A 24,388-nucleotide genomic window follows, 5' to 3' on the forward strand; every position below is an offset into this window, starting at 1 on the left:
ATACGGATCAGACACTACGCGACCCGATGGGCGATTTGGGGCGATTGGCGACAACTGACACTACCGAACGTGATGGGTTGTCAACGAACGACCCCCTATCTGAGTACTCCTACTCATGTGCGGCCGGACCGGCGCGGCCCATCCTGGCGCCATGAACGCACCGATGCAGTCACGTACCACGGCCGCGTGCTACATCCAGGCCGTGCTCTCCTTCGCCCTCTCCGGCGGCGCCCTCGCGATCGGGATCGCCTACCTGCCGGTCGGCGGCTGGACCCGCGCCTTCCTCGGGATCGGGCTGCTCTACACCGTGACCTCCTCGTTCACGCTGGCCAAGGTGGTCCGGGACCGGCAGGAGACCAACGAGATCGTCACCCGGGTGGACCAGGCCCGGCTGGAGAAGCTGCTCGCCGAGCACGACCCGTTCAAGGTGGAGGGGGTCTGAGTGGAGGGGCTCTGAGCCGCGACGCCGGGGCGCCCCGGGGAGCCGGTCGGCCGACCGCTTGACGGCTAAGGCTATTAGCCTTAGCTTTATGGCTATCGGCACAACGGCCGATGCCCGTCCCGGCGGACCGAGGAGGCCCCCATGCCCGGCACCTTCACCCCCAGCACCCAGTACCTCGACCGCCCCGGCGGCCGACTGGCCTTCGACGACACGGTGCAGGGCGACGGCGCCCCGGTCGTCCTGCTCCCGGGCATGCTCGACAGCCGGGCCGCGTACCGGCACCTGCGCCCACTGCTGGTCGCCGCGGGCCGCCGGGTGATCACCCTGGACCTGCGCGGCTTCGGCGAGTCCTCGATCGTCTGGGACGACTACTCGCCGGCCGCGATCGCCACCGATGTGCTCGCCCTGCTGGACCACCTCGGCACCGACCGCGCCGCGCTGGTCGGCAACTCGTACACCGGCGCGACCGTGGTCAAGATGGCCGGGGACGTGCCCGAGCGGGTCGCCGGGATCGTGCTGCTGGACGCCTTCGTCGAGAACGTGCCGCCGAACGCGCTGCAACGCGCGATGTTCGGCGTGATGGGCGCGCTGCTGGTGCACTCCCCCGCGTTCTGGGGGCTCTACCACCGCAGGATGGCGTACCCGGGCGCCAAGCCGGCCGACCTCGACGCCTACGTGGACGGGCTGGTCGCCGCGCTGCGCACGCCGGGCCGCAAGCAGGCCACCCGGGGCTACGTCCACGGGGACTCCGCGCCGACCGGCTGGACCGCCGCCGTGACCTGCCCGGCGCTGGTCGTGATGGGCGGCAAGGACCCCGACTTCCCCGACCCGGCGGTGGTCGCCGACCGGCAGGCCGCCGCGCTGAAGGCCCGCAAGGTGATGATCGAGGGCGCCGGGCACTACCCGATGGCCGACCAGCCGCAGGCCACCGCCGACGCCCTGCTGCCCTTCCTCGCCGAGCTGGCCTGAGTCCGGCCCCCTCCGCACCCCTTCCGCACCCCTCCCCCTCCCCCGCCGCACCCACGGAGACCGCGCCATGCCCCGAGTCGGACTGACCCCCGAGCAGGTCGTCGACCACGCCCTCGCCCTCATCGACGAGCAGGGGACCGAGGCCCTCACCCTGGCCGCCGTCGCCGGACGTGCCGGGGTCGCCACCCCCTCGCTGTACAAGCACGTCAGCGGCGGGCTCGCCGAACTGCGCCGGCTGATCGCCGTCCGGGTCACCGGGGAACTGGCCGACCGGCTCGCCGAAGCCGCCCTCGGGCGCGGCGGCGACGAGGCCGTGGCCGCCCTCCTGCGCGCCTACCACGGCTACGCCAGCGAGTACCCGCACCGGTACCACGCGCTGCCGCAGGCCCCGCGATCGGACGACGAGCTGACCAGGGCGGCCGGCCGGCTGGTCGGGGTGATCATCGCGGTGCTCCGCGGCTACGGGCTGGACGGCTCCGAGGCCGTCCACGCCGCCCGGACCGTCCGCTCGGTGGCCCACGGCTTCGCCTCCCTGTCGATCGGCGGCGGCTTCCAACTCGCCGAGGACCTCGCCGACACCCAGGACCGCCTGATCACCATGCTCACCGGCGGCCTCCGGAACTGGCCCCGGGCCTGAGCACCGCCGGCGTGCCGGCGCCCCGGGGGCGCCACCGCGCCACACCGACGCACCGACGCACGGGGCACCTGCCACACCGGACGCACCCGCCCGACCGGCGGACCCGGGCCGCGGCAGACCCCCTGGTCAGGGCGGTCGCCCCGGACGCGGCCGACGACCGGACACCGGCACCGGTGCGCCGTCCGGGTCACCCTTCACCGCCATGAGAAATAAGGTATGAAGAATTGAGTGCCCGATAAGCGACGGAAAGGCCGGGAAATCCCATGGACCTGACCTCGCCGTGGTTTCCCCCCTCCGAGGACGAGACCCGCACCCCGCGCAGCAGCCCCACCGCGCGCAGCGCGATGCGCTGCGTCCGCTTACTGCTCGGCTGCACCACCGCCGCCGAACTCCTCGGCACCGTCCTCGCCGAGGGCCCGAGCTGGATCACCGGTGAGGGCTCGGCGCTCTACCTGCTGGACTCCGCCGGAATGCTCCGGCTCACCGCCTCGCACGGCCTGCCCGACTGGGTCCACGAGCGCTACGGCGTCATCGATCCGGCCGGCGACCTGCCCGCGGCGATGGCCCTCAGGCTGCGCCGCCCGTACCTGCTCAGCCCGGAGCGCACCAGCGTCGACTACCCCAACCGCAACGCCGGCATGGGCACCGGCATGGTCGCCCTGATCACCCTGCCGATGATCGTCGACGAGCGGCCGGTCGGCGTGCTCGCCCTCGCCCTCGCCCACCGGGGCACCGTCCCCCGCCGCGACCTGGACGTCCTGGAAACGCTGGGCGACGCCTGCGCCCACCGGCTGGCCCACCTGCTCGACGGCGCGCGGGCCGGCACCCGCCCCGGGCCGACCGGCGGTTCCGTCGACGGCTCCGGCGGCGGTACCGGAGCCGGTGCCGGCGACCGGGCCGCCGCCCTGGCCCACCCGATGCTCTCGCTCGCCGTCCGCTCCGCCGGGCACGGCGCCTTCGAGCGCGACCTGGTGACCGGCGAGACCTACTGGGACGCCGCCGCCTACCGGGTGGTCGGCCGGCCCGTGCCGCCCGAGGACGCCCCGGCTGCCGCCCCCGACCTGGACCGGCTCGTCCACCCCGAGGACCTGCCGGACGTCCAGGCCGCCCTCGCCGAGGCGCTCGCCACCGGCGGTCCGTACCGGATCGAGTACCGGGTACCTCGCCGGGGCGGCCGCGCGATCCGGATCGAGGAGACCGGCGAGGTGATGCTGGACGTGCACCGGCGGCCGGTCCGGATCGCCGGGCTGCTCGCCGACCGGGACCGCGCCCGCACGCCCGAGGACCGGCCGCCCGCGGGCGAGCCGGGCAACGGCGCCCCGGCGGCCGGCGCCCGCTCGGCCCTGCTGCTGGCACTCACCCGGGCGCTGTCGCGTGCGGTCACCGTCCGGGACGTGACCACCGCGGTGACCGATGTCGCCCGGCCGGCCTTCGGCGCCGCCGGCATCGTGCTCGACCTGGTCGAGGAGGGGCGGCTGCTGCCGGTCTCGCACACCGTCTACGGCGGCCCGCGGCGCACCGAGCTGACCCGGCTGGCCGACCTCTCCGAGGGCGTGATGCAGCACTCGCTGGCCCACTCCACGCCGCTGTTCAGCGAGCCCGGCCAGGCCCGGCGCAGCGTCGGCGGGCCGCTGACCCCGGCCGCCTGGGCGGTGCTGCCGCTGGTCGCCTCGGGTCGGCAGGTCGGCTCCTGCCTGATCACCTTCTCGACCGACCGGGCCTTCGGCCGTGAGGACCGCACCCTCTACTCCGCCTTCGCCGGCATCCTGGCGCAGTCCCTGGAGCGCGCCCGGCTCTACGACACCCACCACCACCGGGCCACCGAACTCCAGCGCGCCATGCTGCCGCGCACCCTGCCGCGGCTGCCCGGGCTCGCCAGCGCCGCCCGGTACCTGCCCAGCACCGAGGGGATGCAGATCGGCGGCGACTGGTACGACCTGCTCCGGCTGCCGGACGGCCGGATCGGGCTGGTGATCGGCGACGTCCAGGGCCACAACGCCGAGGCCACCGCCGTGATGGGCCAGTTGCGCAGCGGCCTGCGCGCGTACGCCACCGACGGACACGACCCGGCCGCCACGCTGGCCCGGACCAGCCGGCTGCTGTCCGAGCTCGACACCGATCTCTTCGCCACGTGTCTCTACCTCACCCTCGACCCCGCCGACGGCACCCTGCGGGCGGCCCGGGCCGGGCATCCGTCGCCGGTCCGGATAGCGGCGGACGCCAGGGCCGTCGAGCTGGAACTGCCGGGCGGCCCGCCGCTGGGGGTGGATCCGGGGATGCCCTACCCACTGGCGGTCGAGCACCTGGCGGTGGGCGAGACGCTGCTGGTCTACACGGACGGTCTGGTCGAGGACCGCGAGGAGGACTACGACGAGTCGGTGCAGCGGATGCTCGGCGGTCTGGAGCTCTGGGCCAGGCAGACCGGCCCGGTCCGGCTCGGCCCGTCCGCGGCCCTGGAGCGCCTGGCCGACCTGCTCACCCTCAACGTGACCGAGCGACGCTCCCGCCCGGACGACGTCGCCCTGCTGTTGCTGCACCGGAGTTCGCCGGTGCGGTGAGGAGGGCCGGCGCGGTCACGAGGACCGGCGGGGTGCCTCTCGGCGGCGCCGGGGGGACCCCGCCGGTCGCTCCGGGCGCGGGCCGATCGGGCCCGAAGGAGGCCTGATTGACGTCGTATTGACGGGATATTGACGAGATCCGGTCACGTGGCGAGATCCATTCACATCTTTGTAGGATCATCACCCTAGAATTCGCCGCGTGACGATGACTCAGTGGTGCGCAACGGCAACCGGCGTTCTCGCCGCCCTCGCCCTCGTGGCCGCCGCCCGCTACCACGCGGTCTCCGTCACCCAGCGCCGCCGGGCCGACCGGCAACAACGCGACAACACCCGTCTGCGGGAACAGCTCGCCACCGAACTCGCCCGCCGCGGCAGCGAGCTGGCGGCCGTCCAGCACGAGCAGGAACTCAACGCCTCCACCCAGCGGGCCTTCCTCAGCGTGGCCCGCCGGATCCTCGTGATGGCGCACGACCAGCAGGCCCTGCTGGACGAGATGGAACGCACCCACGACGACCCGGCCCTGCTGGAGGGCCTGCTCAAGGCGGACCACGCCGCCGCCCAACAGGCCCGCCTCGCACAGACCCTGGCCGTCCTCTGCGGAGCCCGGGCCGGGCGGCACTGGCCCGAGCCGGTCCCCCTGGAGGACGTGGTGCGCGGCGCCCAGTCGCGCATCCTGCCCTTCCAGCGGGTGGTGGTCCGCAGCCGGATCGAGACGGCCGTGGTCGGCGCCGCCGCCGAGGCGCTCATCCACGCCGTGGCCGAACTGCTGGACAACGCCACCCGCTACTCACCGCCCAGCACCCAGGTGTTCGTCACGCTGATGCCCGTGCACAACGGCGCCGTCGTCGAGATCGACGACGGCGGTGTCGGGATGCCCGAGCAGGCCGTCGCCAAGGCCGCCTCCGCACTGGCCGGCGGCACCTCGCTGGAGGTCTCCCGCCTCGGCGAGGTACCGCAGCTGGGCCTGGCCGCGGTCGGCCGGCTCGCCGAGCAGTACGGGTTCCGGGTCACCCTCAGCTCCGCGCCCTCCCCCTACGGAGGGGTGCGGGTCGTGGTGCTGCTGCCCAACGCGCTGCTCACCGAACCGCTCCCGCCGACCGTCCCGGGCCTCGGCCCCGACGACCCGGCGTTCACGTCCGGCCCCCGCCGGAACCCGGCCGCGCCGTATCCGGGCGGGCACCCGCGGACCTCCGGCCACCCCCTGGTGGAGACCCCGCCGGCCGCCCCCGCCGCGCCGCCGCCGCTGCCCCGCCGGAGCCACCGGCGCGACCGCACCAACCGCCATGCCGCGCCGGCCGCTCCCCCGCCGGCGCCCGCCCCGCCGTACCGGTCGGCCCAGGACGCCCGGACGTTCATGGCGATGTTCCAGGCCGGCACCGCCAACGGCCGATCGGTCGCCCGGACGCAGGCCCAGCCCCACCCTTCCCTTCCCGCTTCCCCCCAGCTCCCCCAGCGCTTCGGAGAGTTCCATGACCACCACCCCTGATCTCGGCTGGCTGCTCGCCGACATCATCTCCGTCCCCGAGGTCCAGCACGCCGTCGTGGTGTCCAACGACGGCCTGGAGATCGGCCGCAGTGCGGGCATCCTGCGCGAGGACGCCGAGCGGCTCGCCGCCGCGTGCTCGGGCCTGCAGTCGCTGGCCCGCGGCGTCGCCCAGGGCTTCGGCGGCCACGGCAGCGCCACCCGCCAGATCGTCATCGAGTACGGCGGCGGCTACCTCTTCATCGTCGCCGCCGGCGCCGGGGCCCACCTGGCCGTGGTGACCGGCGAGGCGGTGGACGCCGGCCTGGTCGCCTACCAGATGCAGGTCCTGGTCGAGCGGATCGGCAGCCATCTCACCAGCCCGCCGCGCGTCGATCACGCGGCGGAGGACCGGCGGTGAACGGGCCGGTACGGCCCTATGTGATCACCGGAGGCCGCAGCCGGCCCACGCGGTCCGCGCTGGCCGTCGAAAGCCTGGTCAGCGCCGTGGCCGACCGCCCCGAACTACCCGAGGACGCGCTGCTCAACCGCGAGCACCAGCGCATCCTGGACCTCTGCCGCAGCCTGCTCTCGGTCGCCGAGGTGGCCGCCTACCTCGGGCTACCGCTCGGCGTCGTCAAGGTCCTGGTCGGCGACCTCTGGGACCTCGGCGCCGTCCAGGTGCTCCCGCCCGTCCCGCAGGCCGAACGCCTGCCCGCAACCCTCCTGGAAGAGGTGCTCGTTGGCCTCCGCCAACTCCGCTGACCCGCGTACCGCCCAGTCGCAGGCGCAGCCGCAGCCGCAGTCACCGTCCCAGTCGCAGTCCCAGTCGCAGCCGCCCGAGCCGCAGTACCTGCCGCCCTCCGTCCAGGGCGCGGTGAAGATCCTGGTCACCGGCCCGTTCGGGGTCGGCAAGACCACGCTGGTCGGCGCGCTGAGCGAGATCACGCCGCTGCGCACCGAGGAGACCATGACGGCCGCCAGCAGCGGCATCGACGACCTCACCGGGCGGCCCGGCAAGACCACCACCACGGTCGCGCTGGACTTCGGCCGGATCACGCTCAACCCCCGGCTCGCCCTGTACCTCTTCGGCACCCCCGGGCAGCAGCGGTTCTGGCCCCTCTGGGACGACCTGTCGCGCGGCGCGCTCGGCGCCATCGCGATGGTGGACCTGCGCCGCCCGGACGAGAGCTTCGACGTGCTCGGCCGCCTGGAGGAGCAGCGGATCCCGTTCGCGGTGGCCGTCAACACCTTTCCGGACACGCCGAGTTACCCCGAGGACGAGCTGCGTTCCGCCCTCGACCTGCTGCCCGAGGTACCGATTCTGTACTGCGACGCGCGGGACCGCCGGGCCGCGTACGACCTGCTGATCGACTTCGTCGACCATCTGCACTCCACCGCCGTACTGGAGCTCCAGCGATGACAACTCCCGATCCGGGCACGGCTGCCGGGCAGCTGTCCCCACCGCCGGGCTGCCCGGCGCACGCCGGCGGGGGCCTGTCGGCCGGGGCGCCGCTGACACCCCTGTACGGCGCCGCCGTCGCCGACGACCCGCACGGCCTGTACGCCCGGCTGCGGGCGCGGTACGGGCCGGTCGCGCCGATCGAACTGGAGCCCGGGGTCGAGGCCTGGCTGGTGATCGGCTATCCCGAACTGCTCGAACTCACCCGCAACGAGGCGCTGTTCTCCAAGGACTCACGCCGCTGGAGAGTCCCCGCCGAGGGCCGGCTGGCCGCCGACTCCCGGTTGCTGCCGATGACCTCCTGGCGGCCCACCCTGCTCAACCTGGACGGCGGCGAGCACCAGCGGCTGCGCGCCGCGGTCGCCGACACGCTGGCCCAGATCGACCACCGCCAGTTGCGCGAGACCACCGAGGCCGCCGCCGACGCCCTGATCGACAGCTGGGGCCCGGACGGCACCGCCGACCTGGTCGCCCAGTACGCCCGCCGGCTGCCGCTGCTGGTCTTCACCCAGCTGATCGGACTGCCCGCCGAGGCCGGACCGCACCTGTTCGGCCTGATCAGCCACTTCGTCGACAGCAGCAAGGACTCGGTGCGCGCCGGCGCGGAGTTCCAGGCGATCCTGGTCGACCTCGTCCGGCGCCGACGCGCCACCCCGGGCGCCGACCTCACCTCCTGGCTGCTGGCCCACCCGGCCGCGCTGAGCGACGAGGAGGCGGTGCACCACCTGGTGGTGATGATGGTCGCGGGCAACGAGACCACCATCAACTGGACCGGCAACACGCTGCGTCTGCTGCTCACCGACCGCCGCTTCCGGGCCACCCTCACCGGCGGCCGGCTCACCGTCGCCGACGCGCTGGAGGAGGTGCTCTGGCGCGACCCGCCGACGCAGAACTTCCCCGGCCGGTGGGCGACCGGCGACACCGTCCTCGGCGGCCAGTACATCAGCGCCGGCGACATGCTCGTGCTCGGCCTGGCCGCGGCCAACGCCGACCCGGCGGCCCAGGGTGCCTCGTCCGCCGCGCACGGCTCCCTCGGCGGCAACCGGGCCCACCTGGCCTGGGGCGCCGGCAGGCACGTCTGCCCGGCGCAGCACCCGGCCCGGATCATCGTCGAGACCGCCGTCGAGACCCTGCTGCACCGCCTCCCCGATCTCCAACTCGCCGTCCCGCCGAACGACCTGGCCTGGCGTCCGTCGCCCTGGTCACGCGCCCTGATCGGCCTGCCGGTGCTCTACAGCGCCTTCACCCCGCCCCGCCCGCCAGCCCCCGAGAGGCCGTCATGGACACCGCCGCCCCTGAGCTCGACCGACCCGGCCACCGGCCCGAGCCCGTCCGGCTCGACCCCTTCGGACGGGACCAGCACGGAGAGAACGCCCGACTCCGGGAGGCAGGCCCGGCGGTCCTGGTGGAACTCCCTGGCGGGGTGGTGGTCTGGGCGATAACCCACCACGACACCCTCCAGGAGCTGCTCGCCGACCCCCGGGTGGGCAAGAACCCGCAGCTCTGGACCACCTTCACCGAGGGCCGCCTGCCCAAGGGCTGGCCGCTGCTGAACTTCGTCACCGTGCCGGGCATGATCACCGCGGACGGCGAGGACCATCGGCGGCTGCGCGGTCTGGTCACCCAGGCGTTCACCCCGCGCCGGGTCGCCGAACTGCGGCCCACCGTCGAGGCCCGCACGCTGGCGCTGCTCGACGACCTCGGCGGGCTCACGGGCGCGTTCGACCTGCGCGAGCACTTCGCCTACCCGCTGCCGATGCAGGTCATCGGCGAGCTGCTGGGCCTGCCGCCCAAGCAGCAGGACGAACTGCACGAGCTCTCCGACACCCTGGTCTCCAGCTCCGCCACCCCCGAGGCCGCGATCGCCGCCCAGCAGGGGCTGCAGGCGCTGCTCGCCTCCGTCGTCGAGGCCAAGCGCGCCGAACCGGGCGACGACCTGACCACCGACCTGATCGCCGCCCGCGAGTCCGGGGACCGGCTCAGCGAGCGGGAGCTGGTCGGCACGCTGCTGCTGATGCTGGTGGCCGGCCACGAGACCACCCTCAACCTGATCACCAACGCCGTCCGCGCCCTGCTCGCCCACCCCGACCAGCTGCGCCTGGTGCTCGACGGGGAGCAGCCGTGGTCCGCGGTGGTCGAGGAGACGCTGCGCTACGACTCGCCGGTCGGGCAGTTCCCGCTGCGGTACGCGACCGAGGACATCGCGGTGGGTGACGTGGTGATCCGGCGCGGCGAGGCGCTGCTCGCCTCGTACGCGGCCGCCGGGCGGGACGCCGGGCACTACGCCGACGCCGACCGCTTCGACATCACCCGGCAGCCGAACCGGCACCTCTCGCTCGGCCACGGCCCGCACTTCTGCCTCGGCTCCGGACTCGCCCGGATGGAGGCCGAGACGGCGCTGCGGTTCCTGTTCGACCGCTTTCCCCGGCTCGCCCTGGCCGAGGGGGCGGTGACGGAGCCGATCGGGTCGTTCGTCAGCAACAGCGTGACGACGCTGCGGGTGACGGTGTGACGCCACCGCGGTGACCTGAGGGCGGCCGGGTCGTTGGGGGTTCCATGAAGAAACTCGCGACCCTGGCCGCCCTCACCATGGCAGGCCTCGCCCTGGCCGCCCCGGCCGCGTCGGCCACGACCTCCACCGCGGCCTCGCCGGACGCCCTCGACGGGCTCTCCAGCGGCCTCAACCTCTCCCCCACCGACCTCGCCCTGCGCGAGGCCGGCAAGCTGCCGCTGGTCGGACACACCGCGCAGGAGGTGGAGGCGATCGGCACCAACCAGATGGAACACCCGGGGATCAGCGGGCAGGTCCTGAACTGACGGGGTCCTGAACTGACGAGGGTCCTGAACGCACCAGGAGGCCCGCCACCCGCCCGCGTTGAACGGGTGGTCCGGGCACATCCCCGAGCGTGCCCGGACCGCCCGTTCAGCCCTCCGCGAGGGCGTTCAGCTCCTGGTAGGTGAGCCCGCCGTCGAGCGCGGCGTACGTCCCCCCGGCGTACACCTCCTCGGCGGCGCGGCGCACCGCCGCATACGCCGCCCTGGCCAGCCCCGGCCCGAGACTGACCCGGGCCACGCCCAGCTCCGCCAGTTCCGGCACGGACGGCGAGCCCGGGCCGGCCAGGATGTTCAGCGGCGCCGGGACGGCGGCCACCAGGGCGGCGATCGTCTCCGGATCCGCCACGCCGGGCACGAACACGCCGTCCGCGCCCGCCTCGACGTAGGCCCGCAGACGGGCGACGGCCTCGTCCAGCCGGCCGGCCGGGTCGCCGATCCCGCGCAGGAAGACGTCGGTGCGCCCGTTGACGAAGAGCGCGACCCCGGCCGCGTCGGCGGCGGCCCGGGCCGCCGCGATCCGCTCGGCCGCCTCGGCGGCGGGCCGCTCCGCGTCCTCCAGGTTGACCCCGACCGCGCCGGTGGCCAGCAGCGCGGTGATCGTCTCGCCGACCTCGGCCGCCGTCGCGGCGAAGCCGCTCTCCAGGTCCGCCGTCACCGGCAGCCCGACCGAGCGCACGATCAGCGCGGTCTGGGCGAGCACCTCGTCGCGGTCGGCCGCGTCCCCGTCCGCACTGCCGAGCGTCCAGGAGACGCTCGCGCTGGCCGTCGCGACGGCCCGGGCCCCGGCGCCGGCGACCAGCCGCGCGCTCGCCGCGTCCCACACGTTGGCGAGCACCAGCGGCTCACCGGGGCGGTGCAGGGCGTGCAGGGCGCGGGCCTTCTCCTGCTGAGTGGTCGTCATACCGGGACCCTACTCGGCGGCCGGGCTGAGGCGGGAGGTCACGCCGATCCGGTTCCAGGAGTTGATGGTGACGATCAGCGCGATCAGCTGGGCCAGCTCGGCCTGCTCGAAGTGCTCGGCGGCCTCGTGGTAGACGGCGTCCGGCACGTGCCCCTGGGTCAGCAGGGTCACCGACTCGGTCAGCGCGAGGGCCGCCCGCTCCTTGGCGGTGAACCAGGACGTCTCCCGCCAGGCCGGGAGGGAGAGCAGGCGGCGGTTCTCCTCGCCGTTCTTCAGGGCGTCCGTGGAGTGCATGTCGATGCAGAAGGAGCAGCCGTTGATCATCGAGGCGTGCACCTTGACCAGCTCCGCCAGGACCGGGTCCACCCCCTGCCCGGCTGCGCGGTCCAGGGCGATCATGGCCTGGTAGAAGCCGGGAGCGAGGTCGGGGAGGGAGAGCCGCTGCTCGGGGGCGGACACGGTGGCGTTCTCGTTCGTCGTCGTCATACCGGCCAGCCTAGGGGCCGAGTGGACTGTCCCCCTGGCACATTCGGGCCGAGAGATCGTGGGCCACTCGGGGCGGAGGCGAGGCCGCCGCACGGCTCGCCCGAGTGCGGCACTGCGAGGGTGGAAGGGGGAGAGTGCAGGCCTGCCCGGATGCGAACGGTCGTGCGAGGATCGCGGGGAGGGCGGTACAGGTGAGCCGCCCGGTGTGGGCGAGGTCAGGGGGCCAGGATCGTGTGTACCGCGTTCGTCAGCATCGAACCGTCGGCGTCGGTGCCCGTGCTGCTGCTGTCGGTGCGGGACGAGTACGCCGGGCGACGGTGGTCCCCACCGGGCCACCACTGGCCCGCGCACCCCTCGGTGGTCGGCGGGCTGGACCTGGCGGCGGGCGGGACGTGGCTGGCGGTCGAGCCGGGCGGCCCCTCGGGCTCGGGTGTCGAGCCCGGGGCAGCCTGTCTGCTGAACGGCTTCGGGACGATGGCACCGGCCCGGACGCGGCTCTCGCGCGGGAAACTGCCGCTGATCGCCCTGCGGGACGGCGGTCTCGCCCGGGTCGACCTGGAGCGGTACGACCCGTTCCACCTCGTCCTCGCGGGCCCCGCCGGGGCGCGGGTACTGACCTGGGGCGGCAGCACGCTGACGGATCGTGAGCTGCCGTCCGGGCTGAGCGTCGTGCTCAACGACGGGCTGGAGGGGATGGCGGCGGACCGGGCGGCGTCCGAGCTGGTCCGCTCGCTGATGGCCGCGCGGGCCGCGCACTTCCGGGCCCGCTTCGAGGCAACCGCCCGGCCCGCGCCGATGCCCGGCCCCGCCACGACGGAGCAGGCGTGGGGCGGGTGGCTGCCGATCGTCTCCGGCGACGGCCTGGCGCTCGACGATCCGACGGCACTGGTCCAGCGGCGGGAGTTCGGTGACGGGCGGATCTGGGGCTCGTCCTCGATATCACTGCTCGCCTTCGGGCCCGACGGGGTGCGGTACGACTTCGGCCGCGCGCCGGTGGCGAAGCCGGGGGCGACCGGCGACGGCTGGCGCCGGATCGGTTAGACGAGGGGAGTAGCGGGCGGACGCCCCCGCCTCACCGAGCCGGTCGCACCCGCCGCCGGTCGCCGTGCGTGCCGGCCGTGCGTCAGCCCTGCGCACGGGCCTCCAGCCAGCGCTTCGCGAGGGTGGCGTTCACCGTGTAGAAGAACTCCGACTTGAGCCCGGGCTCGGTGGTGAGCGCCTCCACCCAGGTCATCGGCCAGTTGCGGCGCCGGTAGTGCTGGTGCACCGCACGGGTGAAGGCGGCGAGGTTGCCCTGCAGGCTCTTCTTCTCCATCCCCAGCCGGGTGGCCAGCGCGGTGTAGCTCACCCGCGCGTCCGGCTGCTTCGCCAGGATGTCCAGCACCCGGGCCACCGTCTGCACCGAGCCCAGCGGCTCGATCATCAGCCGGCGGAAGTCCTCGACGGTCCATTCGACGACCGGGAGCCGACCGTCGTCCGCCGGGCCCCCCGCTGCCGGCGGCGCGGCCGGGGGGACGGCGGTCGTCCCGGTGGCCGCCGTGGCACCGGTCAGCTCCGCGAGGTAGGCGTACACCTGCGTGACGTACTGGCTCGGCACCGGCACCGAGACGAACTGCGGCTGGCTGTCCTGCGTCATGTGGTTCCTCCCCTGGTGTGTCCGCCGGCCCTGCGGTCCGGCGACAGAGCCGATCCTGACAGACCGCCAGTCGACCTGTCCAGCCTTTACTGCCAAGTACTCCAAGTCTCTGTCCGATGTCTGTGGCCAGTTCTTCCCCTGGTCGGCCCTCCAGGCGGGTCGGCCGGGTTAGACGGGGCCGATCGTGCGGCCGCCCTGGCGGTATCCCCGGAGACGAGCGGAGCACAACCGGGCAGTATCCGGCAGACGTCCCATCCGCGTACGACTCGGCGGGGCGGCAGGCGCGCCGGTACGCCTGCCGCCCCGCCGTCCGCTCAGTCGCCGAGCAGCGCCCCCAGGCCGAGCCGCGCGAGGCGGTCCGGGTCGGTGAGGATGTCGAGCGCGGTGATCCGGCCGCCCCGGATGGTGAACGCCATGAGCGACAGCGGCTTGCCGTCGGCGAGCGAGAGCACACCGGGCGCGCCGTTGACGAGCACCGGGCGACCGTCCTGGGCGAAGCGGGCGAAGGTGATCGCCTGCGAGGCGACCTCGGCCGCGCCGCGCCGGAACACGCTCGGCCGCAGGGCGCCGCCGTCCGAGCGGGCCACGACCTCGGGGTCGAGCAGCGTGAGGAGGGCGTCGAAGTCACCGCCGCGCGCGGCGCTGAGGAAGGCCTCCACCACCTCGCGGCGCAGGGCCAGGTCGCTGTCCTGGGCGGGCGCGGCGTCCTGGACGCGGCGGCGGGCCCGGCTGGCCAGCTGCCGGGTGGATGCCGAGGTGCGGCCGAGGATCGGCGCGATCTCGTCGAACGGCACCGCGAACAGGTCGTGCAGGACGAAGGCGAGCCGCTCGGCCGGCGCGAGCGTGTCCAGCACGACCATCAGCGCGATCCCGACCGAGTCGGCCATCAGGACCTCCTGCTCAGGGTCGACCACCCCGAAGGCGCCGACCACCGGATCGGGCAGCCGGACCGGGCCCTCCTGCCCGTCCTGGCCGTGCAGCGGGTCCTCCCGCCGCGCGGCGCGCGAGCGCAGCTGGTCCAGGCAGACCCGGCCGATCACGGTGGTGAGCCAGGCGGCGAGGTTCTGCACGGCGCTGATGTCGGAGCGGTCCAGTTTCAGCCACGTCTCCTGGACGGCGTCCTCGGCCTCGCTGAGCGAGCCGAGCATCCGGTAGGCGACGGCCCGCAGCTGGGGTCGGTGCTCCTCGAAACGCCGGGCCAGAAATTCGTTCTCGTCCACCTGTCACATCCTCGCTTCGCGATCCGTCGGTGCAGTGAAGGACGATAACCGGCCCGCCGCGCAAGGCACTCGGGCCCACTCGACGGAGGAGACACCATGACCGCCCGGATGAAGAACCCCGCCATGGTCCTGCCCGACGCGACGAAGGGCATCCAGAACATCTACAAGGCCGTGTACCAGGGCGGCGTCGCGCCGCAGATCCTGGAGCTGGTGCACCTGCGGGCCAGTCAGATCAACGGCTGCAGCGCCTGCGTGTTCGCCGGCGTCACCAGCGCGAAGAAGGCCGGCGAGACCGACGAGCGTCTGCACGCCGTCGCCGCCTGGCGTGAGGCGCCCTTCTTCACCGAGGAGGAGCGCGCGGCCCTCGCCCTGACCGAGGCCGCCACCCGGCTGGCCGACCGCTCCGGGCAGGCCGTGCCGGACGCGATCTGGGACGAGGCCGCCGACCACTTCAACGAGGAGCAGCTCTCCGCGATCATCCTGATGATCGGCCTGACCAACCTCTTCAACCGCCTCAACGCCACCGTCCAGGAGCCGGCGGGCGCGACCTGGGCCTGACCGGGCCGACCCGGTGGTCGGCGGAGTCCCGGCGCTGCCCCGAGCGGGCCACCGCCGCGGCGCTGCGACGATAGTGCCGCACGGACAGAAGCCCGGACGGCACAGCGCCCCGCACGGATAGGCCCCTCCCGCCCATGAGCTCCACCTCCTGGACCGCCTTCGGCGGCGATCTGCACCTCGACCTCACCGGGCGGCGGGCCGCCGGGATCGGCCTGCGGGCGGCGCTGGAGGACGCGCTGCGGGAGGCCGTGCAGGACGGGAGGCTGGTCCCGGGGACGCGTCTGCCGTCGTCCCGGGCGCTCGGCGAGGACCTGGGGATCGCCCGCAACACCGTGGTCGAGGCGTACGGGCAGCTCACGGCCGAGGGGTGGCTCGCCTCCCGGCAGGGGTCGGGCACCACGGTGGCCGGGCGGACGGCGCCCCGGCCCGTCCGGCGCGCGCCCGAGCTGCCGCGCGGGCGCCGGACGGCCCGGTACGACCTGATGCCCGGACGGCCGGACGTCTCGCTCTTCCCGCGCACCGCCTGGCTGAGCGCCGCCCGGCGGGCGCTCGCCACCGCGCCGCACGAGGCCTTCGACTACGGCGGTCCGCTCGGACGGATCGAGCTGCGGCAGGCGCTCACCGACTACCTCGCCCGGGTGCGCGGTGTCCGGACCGACCCCGACCACCTGCTGATCTGCTCCGGGTTCACCCAGGGCATCGGCCTGCTCTGCACCGCCCTGCGCGAGCGCGGCGCGGTGCGGGCCCGCGGCACCCGCACCCTGGCGGTCGAGGGGTACGGGCTGCCGCCGCAGCGCGAGATGGTCCGGGCGGCCGGGTTGAGCCCGGCGCCGCTGCCGCTGGACTGCTCGGGCGCCCGGACCGACCTGCTCGGCGACCGACGGGACGCGGCCGTCCTGCTCACCCCCGCCCACCAGTACCCGACCGGCGCGGCGCTGGCCGCCGAACGCCGGTCGGCCGCCGTCGGCTGGGCCCGCGAGCAGGACGGGTACGTGATCGAGGACGACTACGACGGCGAGTTCCGCTACGACCGGCAACCGCTCGGCGCGATGCAGGCGCTCGACCCCGAGCGGGTCGTCTACGCGGGCACCGCGGCCAAGAGCCTGGCCCCCGGCCTCCGGCTGGCCTGGCTCGCCCTGCCGGACGCCCTGGTCGAGCCGGTGGCCCGGCTGAAGCAACTGGCGGACACCATGTCCCCGGTGCTGGACCAGCTCACCCTCGCCGAGCTGATCACCTCCGGCACCTACGACCGCCATGTGCGCCGCTGCCGGCTGCACTACCGGCGGCGCCGGGACGCGCTGGTCGGGGCGCTCGCCGAACGGGCCCCGCACGTCCGGGTGACGGGCATCGCCGCCGGGCTGCACGCCGTCCTGCAGCTGCCGCCCGGTGCACCGTCGGAGGCCGAACTGCTGACCCGCGCCGAGGAGTTCGAACTGGCCGTCACCGGCCTCTCCTGGCACCTGGCCGATCCGGCCCTCGCCCCGGACGCCCCGCCGGCCCTGGTGGTCGGCTACGCCACCCCGCCCGACCGCCTCTTCCCGGCCGCCCTGGACGCGCTCTGCGAGCTGCTGCGGACCGCGTGACCAGGGGCCGCGACCGAACGGCTCTGGTCAACATCAGCCCCCGGAAAGCTACTTGTTCCGGTTGCCCAGCTCGAAGAGCAGCATGATGAAGCCGGCGAAGGCATGGGTGGCGACCATGTAGATCAGCACCCGGATGCCGACCCGGCGGTTGGCCCACTTGCCGGCGTCGACGGTCTTGGGGGCTTCGGCGGGGGCCGCGGCGACGGTGGCATCGGCGGTGACGGTGGCGGCGCCGGCGGTGATGGTGGGATCAGCCATGGGAGATCTCCTCCAGGAGTTCTGACGGTGGGTCAGTGGGGGGTGGCAGGGCCGCCGCCGAGGCAGAGTTCGCCGCCGGGGCTCTGCAGCAGGGTGTGCACGAAGAGCAGCTCCACCCCGTCCGCCGAGTCGGCGGCGATGCAGTGCGGGGTGAGCGAGTCGAAGTGCGCGGAGTCGCCCTCCGCGAGCTGGTGGACGCGGTCGCCGAGGGTCAGCCGCAGCCGGCCCTGGAGGACGTAGAGCCACTCCTCGCCGGGGTGGACCCGGACCACCTCGTCCTGCACGCCCGGGGGGACGTGGACGCGCAGCGCCTGCATCGCCCGGCCGGGGGCGCCGGCCCGGCGATAGCCCCAGCCTCCCGCGCGGCCCGGTTCGATCGCGCCGCCGCGCACCACCGGGTCCGCCTCGGCCGGGGACTCGCCGAGGAGGCCGGAGACGGAGGTGCCGTAGGCGCGGGCGAGGCCGAGCAGGACGGGCAGCGAGGGCTGCCGCCGGCCGGTCTCCAGCCGGGACAGATAGGCTGGGGAGAGGCCGACCCGGGAGGCGGCGACCTCCAGCGTGAGGCGACTGCCGAGCCGGTGCTCGCGCAGCCTCGCGGCGAGGCCGACGACCTCCACGTCGTCGATGCGGTCGCCGGGGACGGAGGGGCCGGGTGGGCTGGTGGTCATGTGACCAGTGGACACCGCCCGTGCCGCACGGGCAATAAATTTGCCTCAGAGGCAAACCGGCGAGGCCCCTGCCCGCCGCGCTACGGCCGGGGGATGTTCCGCAGGTTGCTCCGGGCCAGGTCGATCATGCGTCCGACCCCGCCGGCGAGCACCGTCCGCCCGGCCGCCAGCGCGAAGCCCTTCAGCTGGGCGGCCGTGATGTGCGGCGGGATGGAGAGCGCGTTCGGGTCGGTGACCACGTCCACCAGCGCCGGGCCGGGCCGTTCCAGTGCCTCCGCGAGCACCTCCCGCACACGCGCCGGCTCGGTGACCCGCTTGGCCGGGATGCCCATCGCGCGGGCGATCCCGGCGTAGTCCACGTCCCCGTTGTCGATCTCCGCCTCGGGGTAGCCGGACACCAGCATCTCCAGTTTGATCATGCCGAGTGCGCCGTTGTTGAAGACCACCGTCTTCACCGGCAGCCGGTGCTTCACCACCGTGAGCAGTTCGCCGAGCAGCATCGAGAGCCCGCCGTCCCCGGACATCGAGACGACCTGCCGCCCGGGGCACGCCAGCTGGGCGCCGATCGCGTGCGGCAGCGCGTTGGCCATCGAGCCGTGCAGGAAGGAGCCGATCACCCGGCGGCGGCCGTTGGGCTGGAGGTAGCGGGCGGCCCACACGTTGTTCATCCCGGTGTCCACGGTGAACACCGCGTCGTCGGCGGCGACGTCGTCCAGCACCGAGGCCACGTACTCGGGGTGGATCGGCAGGTGCTTCTCGATGTCCCGGGTGTAGGCGCCGACCACGTCCTCCAACGAGCGGCAGTGCTTGCGCAGCATCTCGTCCAGGAAGGCGCGGTCACCCTTGGGCTCCAGCAGCGGCAGGACGGCGCGCAGGGTGGCCGAGACGTCACCGTGGACGGCCAGCTCCAGCGGGGTCCGGCGGCCGAGACGGGTGGCGTCGTGGTCCACCTGGACGGTGCGGGCCTGCGGGAGGAAGGAGTCGTACGGGAAGTCGGTGCCGAGCAGCAGGAGCAGGTCGGCGGAGTGCACCGCCTCGTGGCAGGCGCCGTAGCCGAGCAGGCCGCTCATGCCGACGTCGTACGGGTTGTCGAACTGGATCCACTCCTTGCCGCGCAGGGAGTGCCCGACCGGCGCGGCAAGGGCCTTCGCGACCGCCATCACCTCGGCATGCGCCCCGCGGACGCCCGCGCCGCAGAACAGGGTGACCTTGCGGGCGTCGTTGAGGGCGCGGGCGAGCGCCTGGACCTGCCCCCAGGGAGGCGCGGCGACCGCCTGCTCGGTGAGGAAGTGGCTGCTGCCGGTCGGGCCGGCGGCCGGCAGCGCGGCGACGTCGCCGGGGAAGGCCAGCACCGAGACGCCGTGGGCGCCGAGCGCGTGCTGGATCGCGATCCGCAGCAGCCGGGGCAGCTGCGCGGGCGTGGAGACCGTCTCGCACCAGCTGCTGCAGTCGGTGAACACCCGCTCGGGGTGGGTCTCCTGGAAGAAGCCGGTACCGATCTGCCCGGACGGGATGTGCGAGGCGAGCGCCAGCACCGGCAGGCCGCTGCGCTGGGCGTCGTACAGCCCCTGGATCAGGTGGGTGTTACCGGGCCCGCAGGAGCCCGCGCAGACCGCGAGCCGGCCGCTCAGCTCGGCCTCGGCGGCCGCCGCGAAGGCGCCGGCCTCCTCGTTGCGGACGTGCACCCAGCTGATGCCCTCGGCCCGGCGGATGGCGTCCACCACCGGGTTGAGGCTGTCCCCGACCACCCCGTAGACCCGCTCCACCCCGGCCTGCCGGAGCACCTCCACCATCTGCTCGGCCACACTCACCACGGGGCGCTCCTTCACCGGCCGCCGGTTGCCACAGGACACCAGCACCCTCCGGTGGGGCGGCCCGCGCCGCACCCCGGCCGGGGCCGTACGGGTGACGCCCGGCTGCCCGGCTGCCCGGCTGCCCGGCTGCCCGACCACTCGACTGCCCGGCTGCTCGGCTACTCGGCTACTCGGCTACTCGGCTACTCGGCTACTCGGCCGCAAGGTGCTCCGGCCCGGGGCCCAGTGTGCCGCTGACCACGCCCGCCTGCGGCTGGCGCCGGGCCGGCTCGCGGCCGGGCGGCTGGGCGCACCGCTCCTGGGCGGGCGGCACGGTGGTCGCCAGGGTGACCGGCTCGCCCGCCTTCACCTGCACCGCCTCGCCGTCGTGCAGCAGGTGGATCACCTCGCCGCGGCGCAGCGTGTACGTGGTGTCCTCGTGGGTGATCCGCACCCCGAGCAGCTGCCCGCGCACCAGCAGCGAGAAGCTCAGGCGCATCAGCCCGGCCGGCAGCCGGGGGCGGAAGGAGAGCGCCTCGCCGTGGTCGCGCAGCCCGCCGAAGCCGGCCACCAGGGCGATGCAGGCGCCGGCCAGCGAGGCCATGTGCAGGCCGTCGCGGGTGTTGCCGCCGAGGTCGTGGAGGTCCATCATGGCGGCCTCGGCGGTGTAGTCGTACGCGAGGTCCAGCTGCCCGACCTCGGCGGCGATCACCGCCTGGGTGCAGGCCGAGAGCGAGGAGTCGCGGACGGTCAGCCGCTCGTAGTAGGCGAAGTTGCGGGCCTTCTGCTCGTCGGTGAAGGCGTCCCCGCGCACCTGCATGGCGAGCACCAGGTCGGCCTGCTTGACCACCTGCTTCCGGTACAGGTCGAAGTACGGGTAGTGCAGCAGCAGCGGGTAGTTCTCCGGCGGGGTGTGCTCGAAGTCCCAGACCTGGTGGTCGGTGAAGCCGTCGGCCTGCGGGTGGACGCCGAGGTTCTCGTCGTAGGGGACGAACATCGCGGCGGCGGCGTCCCGCCAGGCGGCGGTCTCCTCGGTGTCGACCCCGAGCGCGGCCGCCTCGCGCGGGTGCCGGGCGGCGGACTCGGCGGCGGCGCGCAGGTTGCTCTGCGCCATCAGGTTGGTGAAGACGTTGTTGTCGGCGACGGCGCTGTACTCGTCCGGCCCGGTGACGCCCTCGATGCGGAAGTTGCCGGCCGCGTCGTGGTGGCCGAGCGAGCGCCACATCCGGGCCGTCTCGACCAGCAGCTCCAGCCCGTACTCCCGCTCGAACTCGACGTCCCCGGTGGACCGGACGTAGCGGGCGACGGCGGCCGCGATGTCCGCGCCGATGTGGAACGCCGCCGTCCCGGCCGGCCAGTAGCCGGAGCACTCCTCGCCGCGGATCGTCCGCCAGGGGAACACCGCTCCGGCGAGGCCGAGTTGGACCGCCCGGTCGCGGGCCATCGGCAGCGTGGTGTGCCGCCAGCGCAACGCCTGGTTGACGGCGCTCGGCAGGCAGTAGGTGAGCACCGGCAGGACGAAGGTCTCGGTGTCCCAGAAGCTGTGCCCGTCGTAGCCCGGGCCGGTCAACCCCTTGGCCGGGATGGCCCGTTCCTCGCTCCGGGCGCCGCCCTGAAGGACGTGGAAGACGGCGAACCGGACGGCCTGCTGGAGTTCGACGTCGCCATCGATCTCGACGTCGCTGGTCTCCCAGAACTCCCCGAGGAACCCGGCCTGTTCGGCCAGCAGCCCGTCCCAGCCGGTGTACCGGGCGGCGTTCAGCGCGGCCTCCACCTGGTCCCGGACGGCGGGCAGCGAGCGGGTCGCGGACCAGCCGTAGGACATGAACTTCACCAGCCGCAGCTTCTCGCCCGGTTCGAGCAGGGTGGTGACGCTGATCCGGCAGTGGTCCGCCTCGGCCTCGGCGACGGTGTCCAGCCGTTCCGGGCCCTCGATGATGTGGTCCATCCCGGCCGCGACCCGGATGCCGCTGTAGCGGGTGCGGTGCACCAGGACGGCCTTGGTGCCGCCCGCGTGGTGCGCCTCGGCGAGCAGCGGCGCCTCCAGCACCGCGGACGCCCGTGGATCGCCCTCCGCCCCGCCGGGCAGCTGCTCGTTGGCCACCAGCTCCGACTGCAGGACGATCCGGACCGGCCCGTCCACCGCCTCCACGGTGTACTCCACGGCCGCGATCGCCCGCTGGGTGAGGGAGACCAGCCGGGTCGAGTGCACCTTGATGGTCCGCCCGGCCGGGGAGGTCCACTCCGCCTCGCGCCGCAGCAGTCCGTCCCGGAAGTCCAACCAGCGGCGGTGGCTGAGGAGTTCGCCGTAGCGCAGATCGAAGGGTTCGTCGTCCACCAGCAGTCGGATGATCTTGCCGTTGGTCACGTTGATGACGCTCTGGCTGGACTCCGGGTAGCCGTAGCCGCCCTCGCCGTACGGCAGCGGCCGCAGCTCGAAGACACCGTTCAGGTAGGTGCCGGGCAGGCCGTGCGGCTCACCCTCGTCCAGGTTGGCGCGCAGGCCGATGTGGCCGTTGGAGAGCGCGAAGACGGACTCGGCGCGGGCCATCGCGGCCAGGTCCAGGCCCTGTTCGGCGATCTGCCAGGGATCGACGGCGAAGTTGTCCAGCCCGGTCATGCCGCGCCCCCTTCGAGCAGCTCCGCGAGGTCGGTGACGACCACGGTGGCACCGTGGCGGCGCAGTTCGGCGGCCTGGCCGGTGCGGTCCACGCCGACCACGGCGCCGAAGCCGCCGGCTCGGCCGGAGGCGACCCCGGCGAGCGCGTCCTCGAAGACCGCGGCATGCGCGGGCTCGACGCCCAGGGCCCGGGCACCCGCCAGATAGGTGTCCGGCGCGGGCTTGCCCGGCAGGCCCTCGCGTGCGGCGACCACGCCGTCCACGACGACGTCGAACAGCTCCTCGATCCCGGCGGCACGCAGTACGTCCCGGCAGTTGGCGCTGGACGAGACCACCGCGGCGGGCAGCCCGAGCGCCCGCAGCCGGCGCACATAGGCGACCGAGCCGTCGTACGGCTGGACGCCCTGCTCACGGATCATGCGCAACACGGTCTGGTTCTTGGCCAGGCTCACGCCGTGCACGGTGCGGGCGCCCGGCGGATCGGCGTCGGTGCCCTCGGGCAGGTCGATGCCGCGGCTGCGCAGGAAGGCCCGGGTGCCGTCGAGTCTCGGGCGGCCGTCGACGTGGGTGTCGTAGTCGGTGACGGCGTCGAAGGGAACGAACTGCCCACCGGTGCGGGCCGCTTCGGCGCGCAGGAAGGTGTCGAAGGTGTCCTTCCAGGCCGCGGCGTGCACCTTGGCGGTCTGGGTGAGCACCCCGTCGAGGTCGAAGAGGAAAGCGCGGATGTCGTCCGGAAGCCCCAGCATGGGTGCAGTCTTACCCGCGAATCCGGGGAAGCCCCCCATTCCCGGCGGCGCGTCGCGGGAACGGGCGGCTTCCGGGGCGGCTGCGGGAACGGGCGGCTTCCGGGGCCGCCGTGGCCACGGCGACGCGGCAGGCCGTCGTGGCTACGGCGAGTCGGGCGAGGCGATCACCGCGAAGAGGGCGCCCTGCGGGTCCTGGACGACGGCCATCCGGCCGGACTGCATGTCGAACGGCGGCTGGATCACCGAGCCGCCGGCCCGGACCAGCGCGTCCACGGTGGAGTCGGTGTCGTCCACCGCGAAGTAGGTCATCCAGTGCGGCGGCGTGCCGGGCGCCAGGTAGTCGGGGATCCGCTGCATGCCGCCCACCGTGCGGTCTCCGACGTTGAGCGAGTAGTAGCCGTCCAGACCGTGGATGGTCGCCGGGCGCAGGCCCAGCGCCCGGTGGTAGAACGCCCCGGCCACGTCGGTGTCCGTGGTGTTGAGCTCGTTCCAGACCAGCGCGCCGGGCTCGTTGACGATGCCCGCGCCGATGAAGTCGACCTTCTGCCAGACGCCGAACACCGCGCCGGCCGGGTCGGCCGCGACCAGCATCCGGCCGACGGTGCCGACGTCCATCGCCGGGTAGAGGATCGTGCCGCCGCTCTCGGCGACGGACCGGGCGGCGGCGTCGGCGTCGTCCGAGGCCAGGTAGGTGGTCCAGCCGACGGGCGGCAGCGGCTGGCCCTCGGGGGCCATCCGCGCCATGATCCCCGCCACCGGCCTGCCGTTCAGCGCGCACACGGCGTATCCGCCGAACTCGGGCGGGCCGACCTCCCCCTGCCAGCCGAACAGGTCGCGGTAGAAGTCGAGCGCGGCCTGCTGGTCGCTCGCCATCAGGTCGACCCAGCACGGGGTGCCGGGCTTGTACGGAGCGGTCACTACGGGCATTGCTGGGCCTCCAGAAGCACTGGTTCCTCCGCCGCGACCGGGCGGGGCGCCGGGGCAGCCGGCGGCGGCGCGGCCGAACGGCGGTGCACCGCCCACCTTCGCCGCGCCACCGCGATCGCGCCACCGGGCGGCCACCCGGGCGGGCGAACCGTCCGGCACGGGCGACCGCGCGGGGCGGTCACGAGGTGTGCTGCGGCGGCTTCACGAAGTAGGGCTGCACCTTGCCGCTCTGCGCGTAGTCCTTGAGCCGTACCAGCAGCTCGGCCCAGGTGCCGGCCACCAGCGGCACGCCCTCCTCACTGCCGGGCTGCCAGCCGCCGTGGCGGAACAACAGCCGGGTGCGGTCGCTCGCGCCGGGCTGGTCGGCGAGGTCCCAGCTGATCCAGGTGCCCGCCCAGTGCGGTGGGAAGGTGCCGACGTTCGTCCACACCACCCGCTCGCGGTCGGCGCGCCCGCGGCGGAGCCGGAACGGCTCGGGGACGTCTGGGAAGTCGAGGAGCAGCACGTCGCCGTCCCGGTCCACCTCGGTGGTCCACCAGCCGGTCAGGCCGTCGTGGCTGTCGAGCGCGGCGAGGACGACGTCACGCGGCGCCGCGATGTCGATCTGCAGGGCGATCTCGGCCATGA

General features: G+C 74.2%; 25 protein-coding genes. 14 read left to right on the forward strand and 11 right to left on the reverse strand.

Annotated elements, in window-relative coordinates:
• Positions 1-151 precede the first annotated feature (151 nt).
• From AB0J08_RS16290 to AB0J08_RS16340, 11 genes are all read left to right on the forward strand, one after another.
• Positions 152-442, forward strand: a complete 291-nt coding sequence (locus AB0J08_RS16290) for a YiaA/YiaB family inner membrane protein (protein WP_360633418.1) — start codon at positions 152-154, stop codon at positions 440-442.
• A gap of 141 nt (positions 443-583) precedes the next feature.
• Positions 584-1,411 (forward strand): alpha/beta hydrolase, encoded by an 828-nt coding sequence (locus AB0J08_RS16295; RefSeq protein WP_360633421.1) that lies wholly within the window; start codon positions 584-586, stop codon positions 1,409-1,411.
• Between the two features lie 67 nt (positions 1,412-1,478).
• Positions 1,479-2,048 (forward strand): TetR-like C-terminal domain-containing protein, encoded by a 570-nt coding sequence (locus AB0J08_RS16300; RefSeq protein WP_360633424.1) that lies wholly within the window; start codon positions 1,479-1,481, stop codon positions 2,046-2,048.
• A gap of 263 nt (positions 2,049-2,311) precedes the next feature.
• Complete coding sequence (locus AB0J08_RS16305; protein WP_360633427.1) at positions 2,312-4,606, forward strand: SpoIIE family protein phosphatase; 2,295 nt, start codon at positions 2,312-2,314, stop codon at positions 4,604-4,606.
• 205 nt (positions 4,607-4,811) lie between these two features.
• A complete protein-coding gene (locus AB0J08_RS16310; RefSeq protein ID WP_360633655.1) occupies positions 4,812-6,092 on the forward strand; it encodes a sensor histidine kinase in 1,281 nt (426 codons plus the stop codon).
• Complete coding sequence (locus AB0J08_RS16315; RefSeq protein WP_360633430.1) at positions 6,076-6,489, forward strand: roadblock/LC7 domain-containing protein; 414 nt, start codon at positions 6,076-6,078, stop codon at positions 6,487-6,489. Before AB0J08_RS16310 ends, AB0J08_RS16315 begins: the two co-directional genes overlap by 17 nt.
• Entirely contained in the window at positions 6,486-6,833 is a 348-nt protein-coding gene (locus AB0J08_RS16320) for a DUF742 domain-containing protein (RefSeq protein ID WP_360633433.1), read from the forward strand. Before AB0J08_RS16315 ends, AB0J08_RS16320 begins: the two co-directional genes overlap by 4 nt.
• Positions 6,834-6,921: 88 nt before the next feature.
• The gene (locus AB0J08_RS16325; RefSeq protein WP_360633658.1) at positions 6,922-7,491 is read left to right on the forward strand and encodes an ATP/GTP-binding protein; all 570 of its coding nucleotides are present in this window, start codon (positions 6,922-6,924) and stop codon (positions 7,489-7,491) included.
• Positions 7,488-8,972 (forward strand): cytochrome P450, encoded by a 1,485-nt coding sequence (locus tag AB0J08_RS16330; RefSeq protein WP_360633436.1) that lies wholly within the window; start codon positions 7,488-7,490, stop codon positions 8,970-8,972. The genes AB0J08_RS16325 and AB0J08_RS16330 overlap by 4 nt, the downstream gene beginning before the upstream one ends.
• Positions 8,936-10,042 (forward strand): cytochrome P450, encoded by a 1,107-nt coding sequence (locus AB0J08_RS16335; protein WP_360633439.1) that lies wholly within the window; start codon positions 8,936-8,938, stop codon positions 10,040-10,042. The genes AB0J08_RS16330 and AB0J08_RS16335 overlap by 37 nt, the downstream gene beginning before the upstream one ends.
• 44 nt (positions 10,043-10,086) lie before the next feature.
• Positions 10,087-10,347, forward strand: a complete 261-nt coding sequence (locus AB0J08_RS16340) for a hypothetical protein (protein ID WP_360633442.1) — start codon at positions 10,087-10,089, stop codon at positions 10,345-10,347.
• Between the two features lie 106 nt (positions 10,348-10,453).
• Here the strand turns inward: AB0J08_RS16340 and AB0J08_RS16345 are convergent, their stop codons facing one another.
• Entirely contained in the window at positions 10,454-11,266 is an 813-nt protein-coding gene (locus tag AB0J08_RS16345; protein ID WP_360633445.1) for an isocitrate lyase/phosphoenolpyruvate mutase family protein, read from the reverse strand.
• A 9-nt stretch (positions 11,267-11,275) separates the two neighbouring features.
• On the reverse strand, positions 11,276-11,752 hold the full coding sequence (locus AB0J08_RS16350) for a carboxymuconolactone decarboxylase family protein (RefSeq protein WP_360633448.1): 477 nt from the start codon (positions 11,750-11,752) through the stop codon (positions 11,276-11,278).
• A gap of 231 nt (positions 11,753-11,983) precedes the next feature.
• On the opposite strand from AB0J08_RS16350, the gene AB0J08_RS16355 reads away from it, so the two are divergent.
• Positions 11,984-12,793, forward strand: coding sequence for an NRDE family protein (locus tag AB0J08_RS16355; RefSeq protein ID WP_360633451.1), 810 nt, complete (start codon positions 11,984-11,986; stop codon positions 12,791-12,793).
• A gap of 82 nt (positions 12,794-12,875) precedes the next feature.
• Here AB0J08_RS16355 and AB0J08_RS16360 read toward each other — a convergent pair whose 3' ends face one another.
• Both AB0J08_RS16360 and AB0J08_RS16365 read right to left on the reverse strand, forming a co-directional pair.
• Positions 12,876-13,388 carry a hypothetical protein gene (locus tag AB0J08_RS16360; RefSeq protein WP_360633454.1) on the reverse strand — a complete coding sequence of 171 codons (513 nt, stop codon included), beginning with the start codon at positions 13,386-13,388 and terminating at the stop codon, positions 12,876-12,878.
• A 314-nt stretch (positions 13,389-13,702) separates the two neighbouring features.
• On the reverse strand, positions 13,703-14,608 hold the full coding sequence (locus AB0J08_RS16365; protein WP_360633457.1) for a sigma-70 family RNA polymerase sigma factor: 906 nt from the start codon (positions 14,606-14,608) through the stop codon (positions 13,703-13,705).
• Between the two features lie 96 nt (positions 14,609-14,704).
• Here AB0J08_RS16365 and AB0J08_RS16370 point away from each other — a divergent pair, with 96 nt between their 5' ends.
• Both AB0J08_RS16370 and AB0J08_RS16375 read left to right on the forward strand, forming a co-directional pair.
• Complete coding sequence (locus AB0J08_RS16370) at positions 14,705-15,166, forward strand: carboxymuconolactone decarboxylase family protein (RefSeq protein WP_360633460.1); 462 nt, start codon at positions 14,705-14,707, stop codon at positions 15,164-15,166.
• A gap of 134 nt (positions 15,167-15,300) precedes the next feature.
• Complete coding sequence (locus AB0J08_RS16375) at positions 15,301-16,749, forward strand: PLP-dependent aminotransferase family protein (RefSeq protein WP_360633463.1); 1,449 nt, start codon at positions 15,301-15,303, stop codon at positions 16,747-16,749.
• Between the two features lie 48 nt (positions 16,750-16,797).
• Here the strand turns inward: AB0J08_RS16375 and AB0J08_RS16380 are convergent, their stop codons facing one another.
• The 7 genes from AB0J08_RS16380 to AB0J08_RS16410 all read right to left on the reverse strand — a co-directional run bounded on the left by AB0J08_RS16380 (position 16,798) and on the right by AB0J08_RS16410 (position 24,386).
• Complete coding sequence (locus AB0J08_RS16380) at positions 16,798-17,007, reverse strand: DUF6126 family protein (protein WP_360633466.1); 210 nt, start codon at positions 17,005-17,007, stop codon at positions 16,798-16,800.
• 32 nt (positions 17,008-17,039) lie between these two features.
• Positions 17,040-17,675, reverse strand: a complete 636-nt coding sequence (locus AB0J08_RS16385) for an XRE family transcriptional regulator (protein WP_360633469.1) — start codon at positions 17,673-17,675, stop codon at positions 17,040-17,042.
• 80 nt (positions 17,676-17,755) lie between these two features.
• Complete coding sequence (locus AB0J08_RS16390; RefSeq protein WP_360633472.1) at positions 17,756-19,489, reverse strand: pyruvate dehydrogenase; 1,734 nt, start codon at positions 19,487-19,489, stop codon at positions 17,756-17,758.
• A 190-nt stretch (positions 19,490-19,679) separates the two neighbouring features.
• Positions 19,680-22,088, reverse strand: a complete 2,409-nt coding sequence (locus tag AB0J08_RS16395) for a glycosyl hydrolase family 65 protein (RefSeq protein ID WP_360633475.1) — start codon at positions 22,086-22,088, stop codon at positions 19,680-19,682.
• The gene (locus tag AB0J08_RS16400; protein ID WP_360633478.1) at positions 22,085-22,834 is read right to left on the reverse strand and encodes a beta-phosphoglucomutase family hydrolase; all 750 of its coding nucleotides are present in this window, start codon (positions 22,832-22,834) and stop codon (positions 22,085-22,087) included. The genes AB0J08_RS16395 and AB0J08_RS16400 overlap by 4 nt, the downstream gene beginning before the upstream one ends.
• Positions 22,835-22,975: 141 nt before the next feature.
• Positions 22,976-23,761, reverse strand: a complete 786-nt coding sequence (locus AB0J08_RS16405) for a VOC family protein (RefSeq protein WP_360633481.1) — start codon at positions 23,759-23,761, stop codon at positions 22,976-22,978.
• 178 nt (positions 23,762-23,939) lie between these two features.
• Entirely contained in the window at positions 23,940-24,386 is a 447-nt protein-coding gene (locus AB0J08_RS16410) for an SRPBCC domain-containing protein (protein WP_360633484.1), read from the reverse strand.
• Positions 24,387-24,388: the final 2 nt, after the last annotated feature.

The organism is Kitasatospora sp. NPDC050463, from assembly GCF_040655255.1.
GTDB lineage: Bacteria > Actinomycetota > Actinomycetes > Streptomycetales > Streptomycetaceae > Kitasatospora.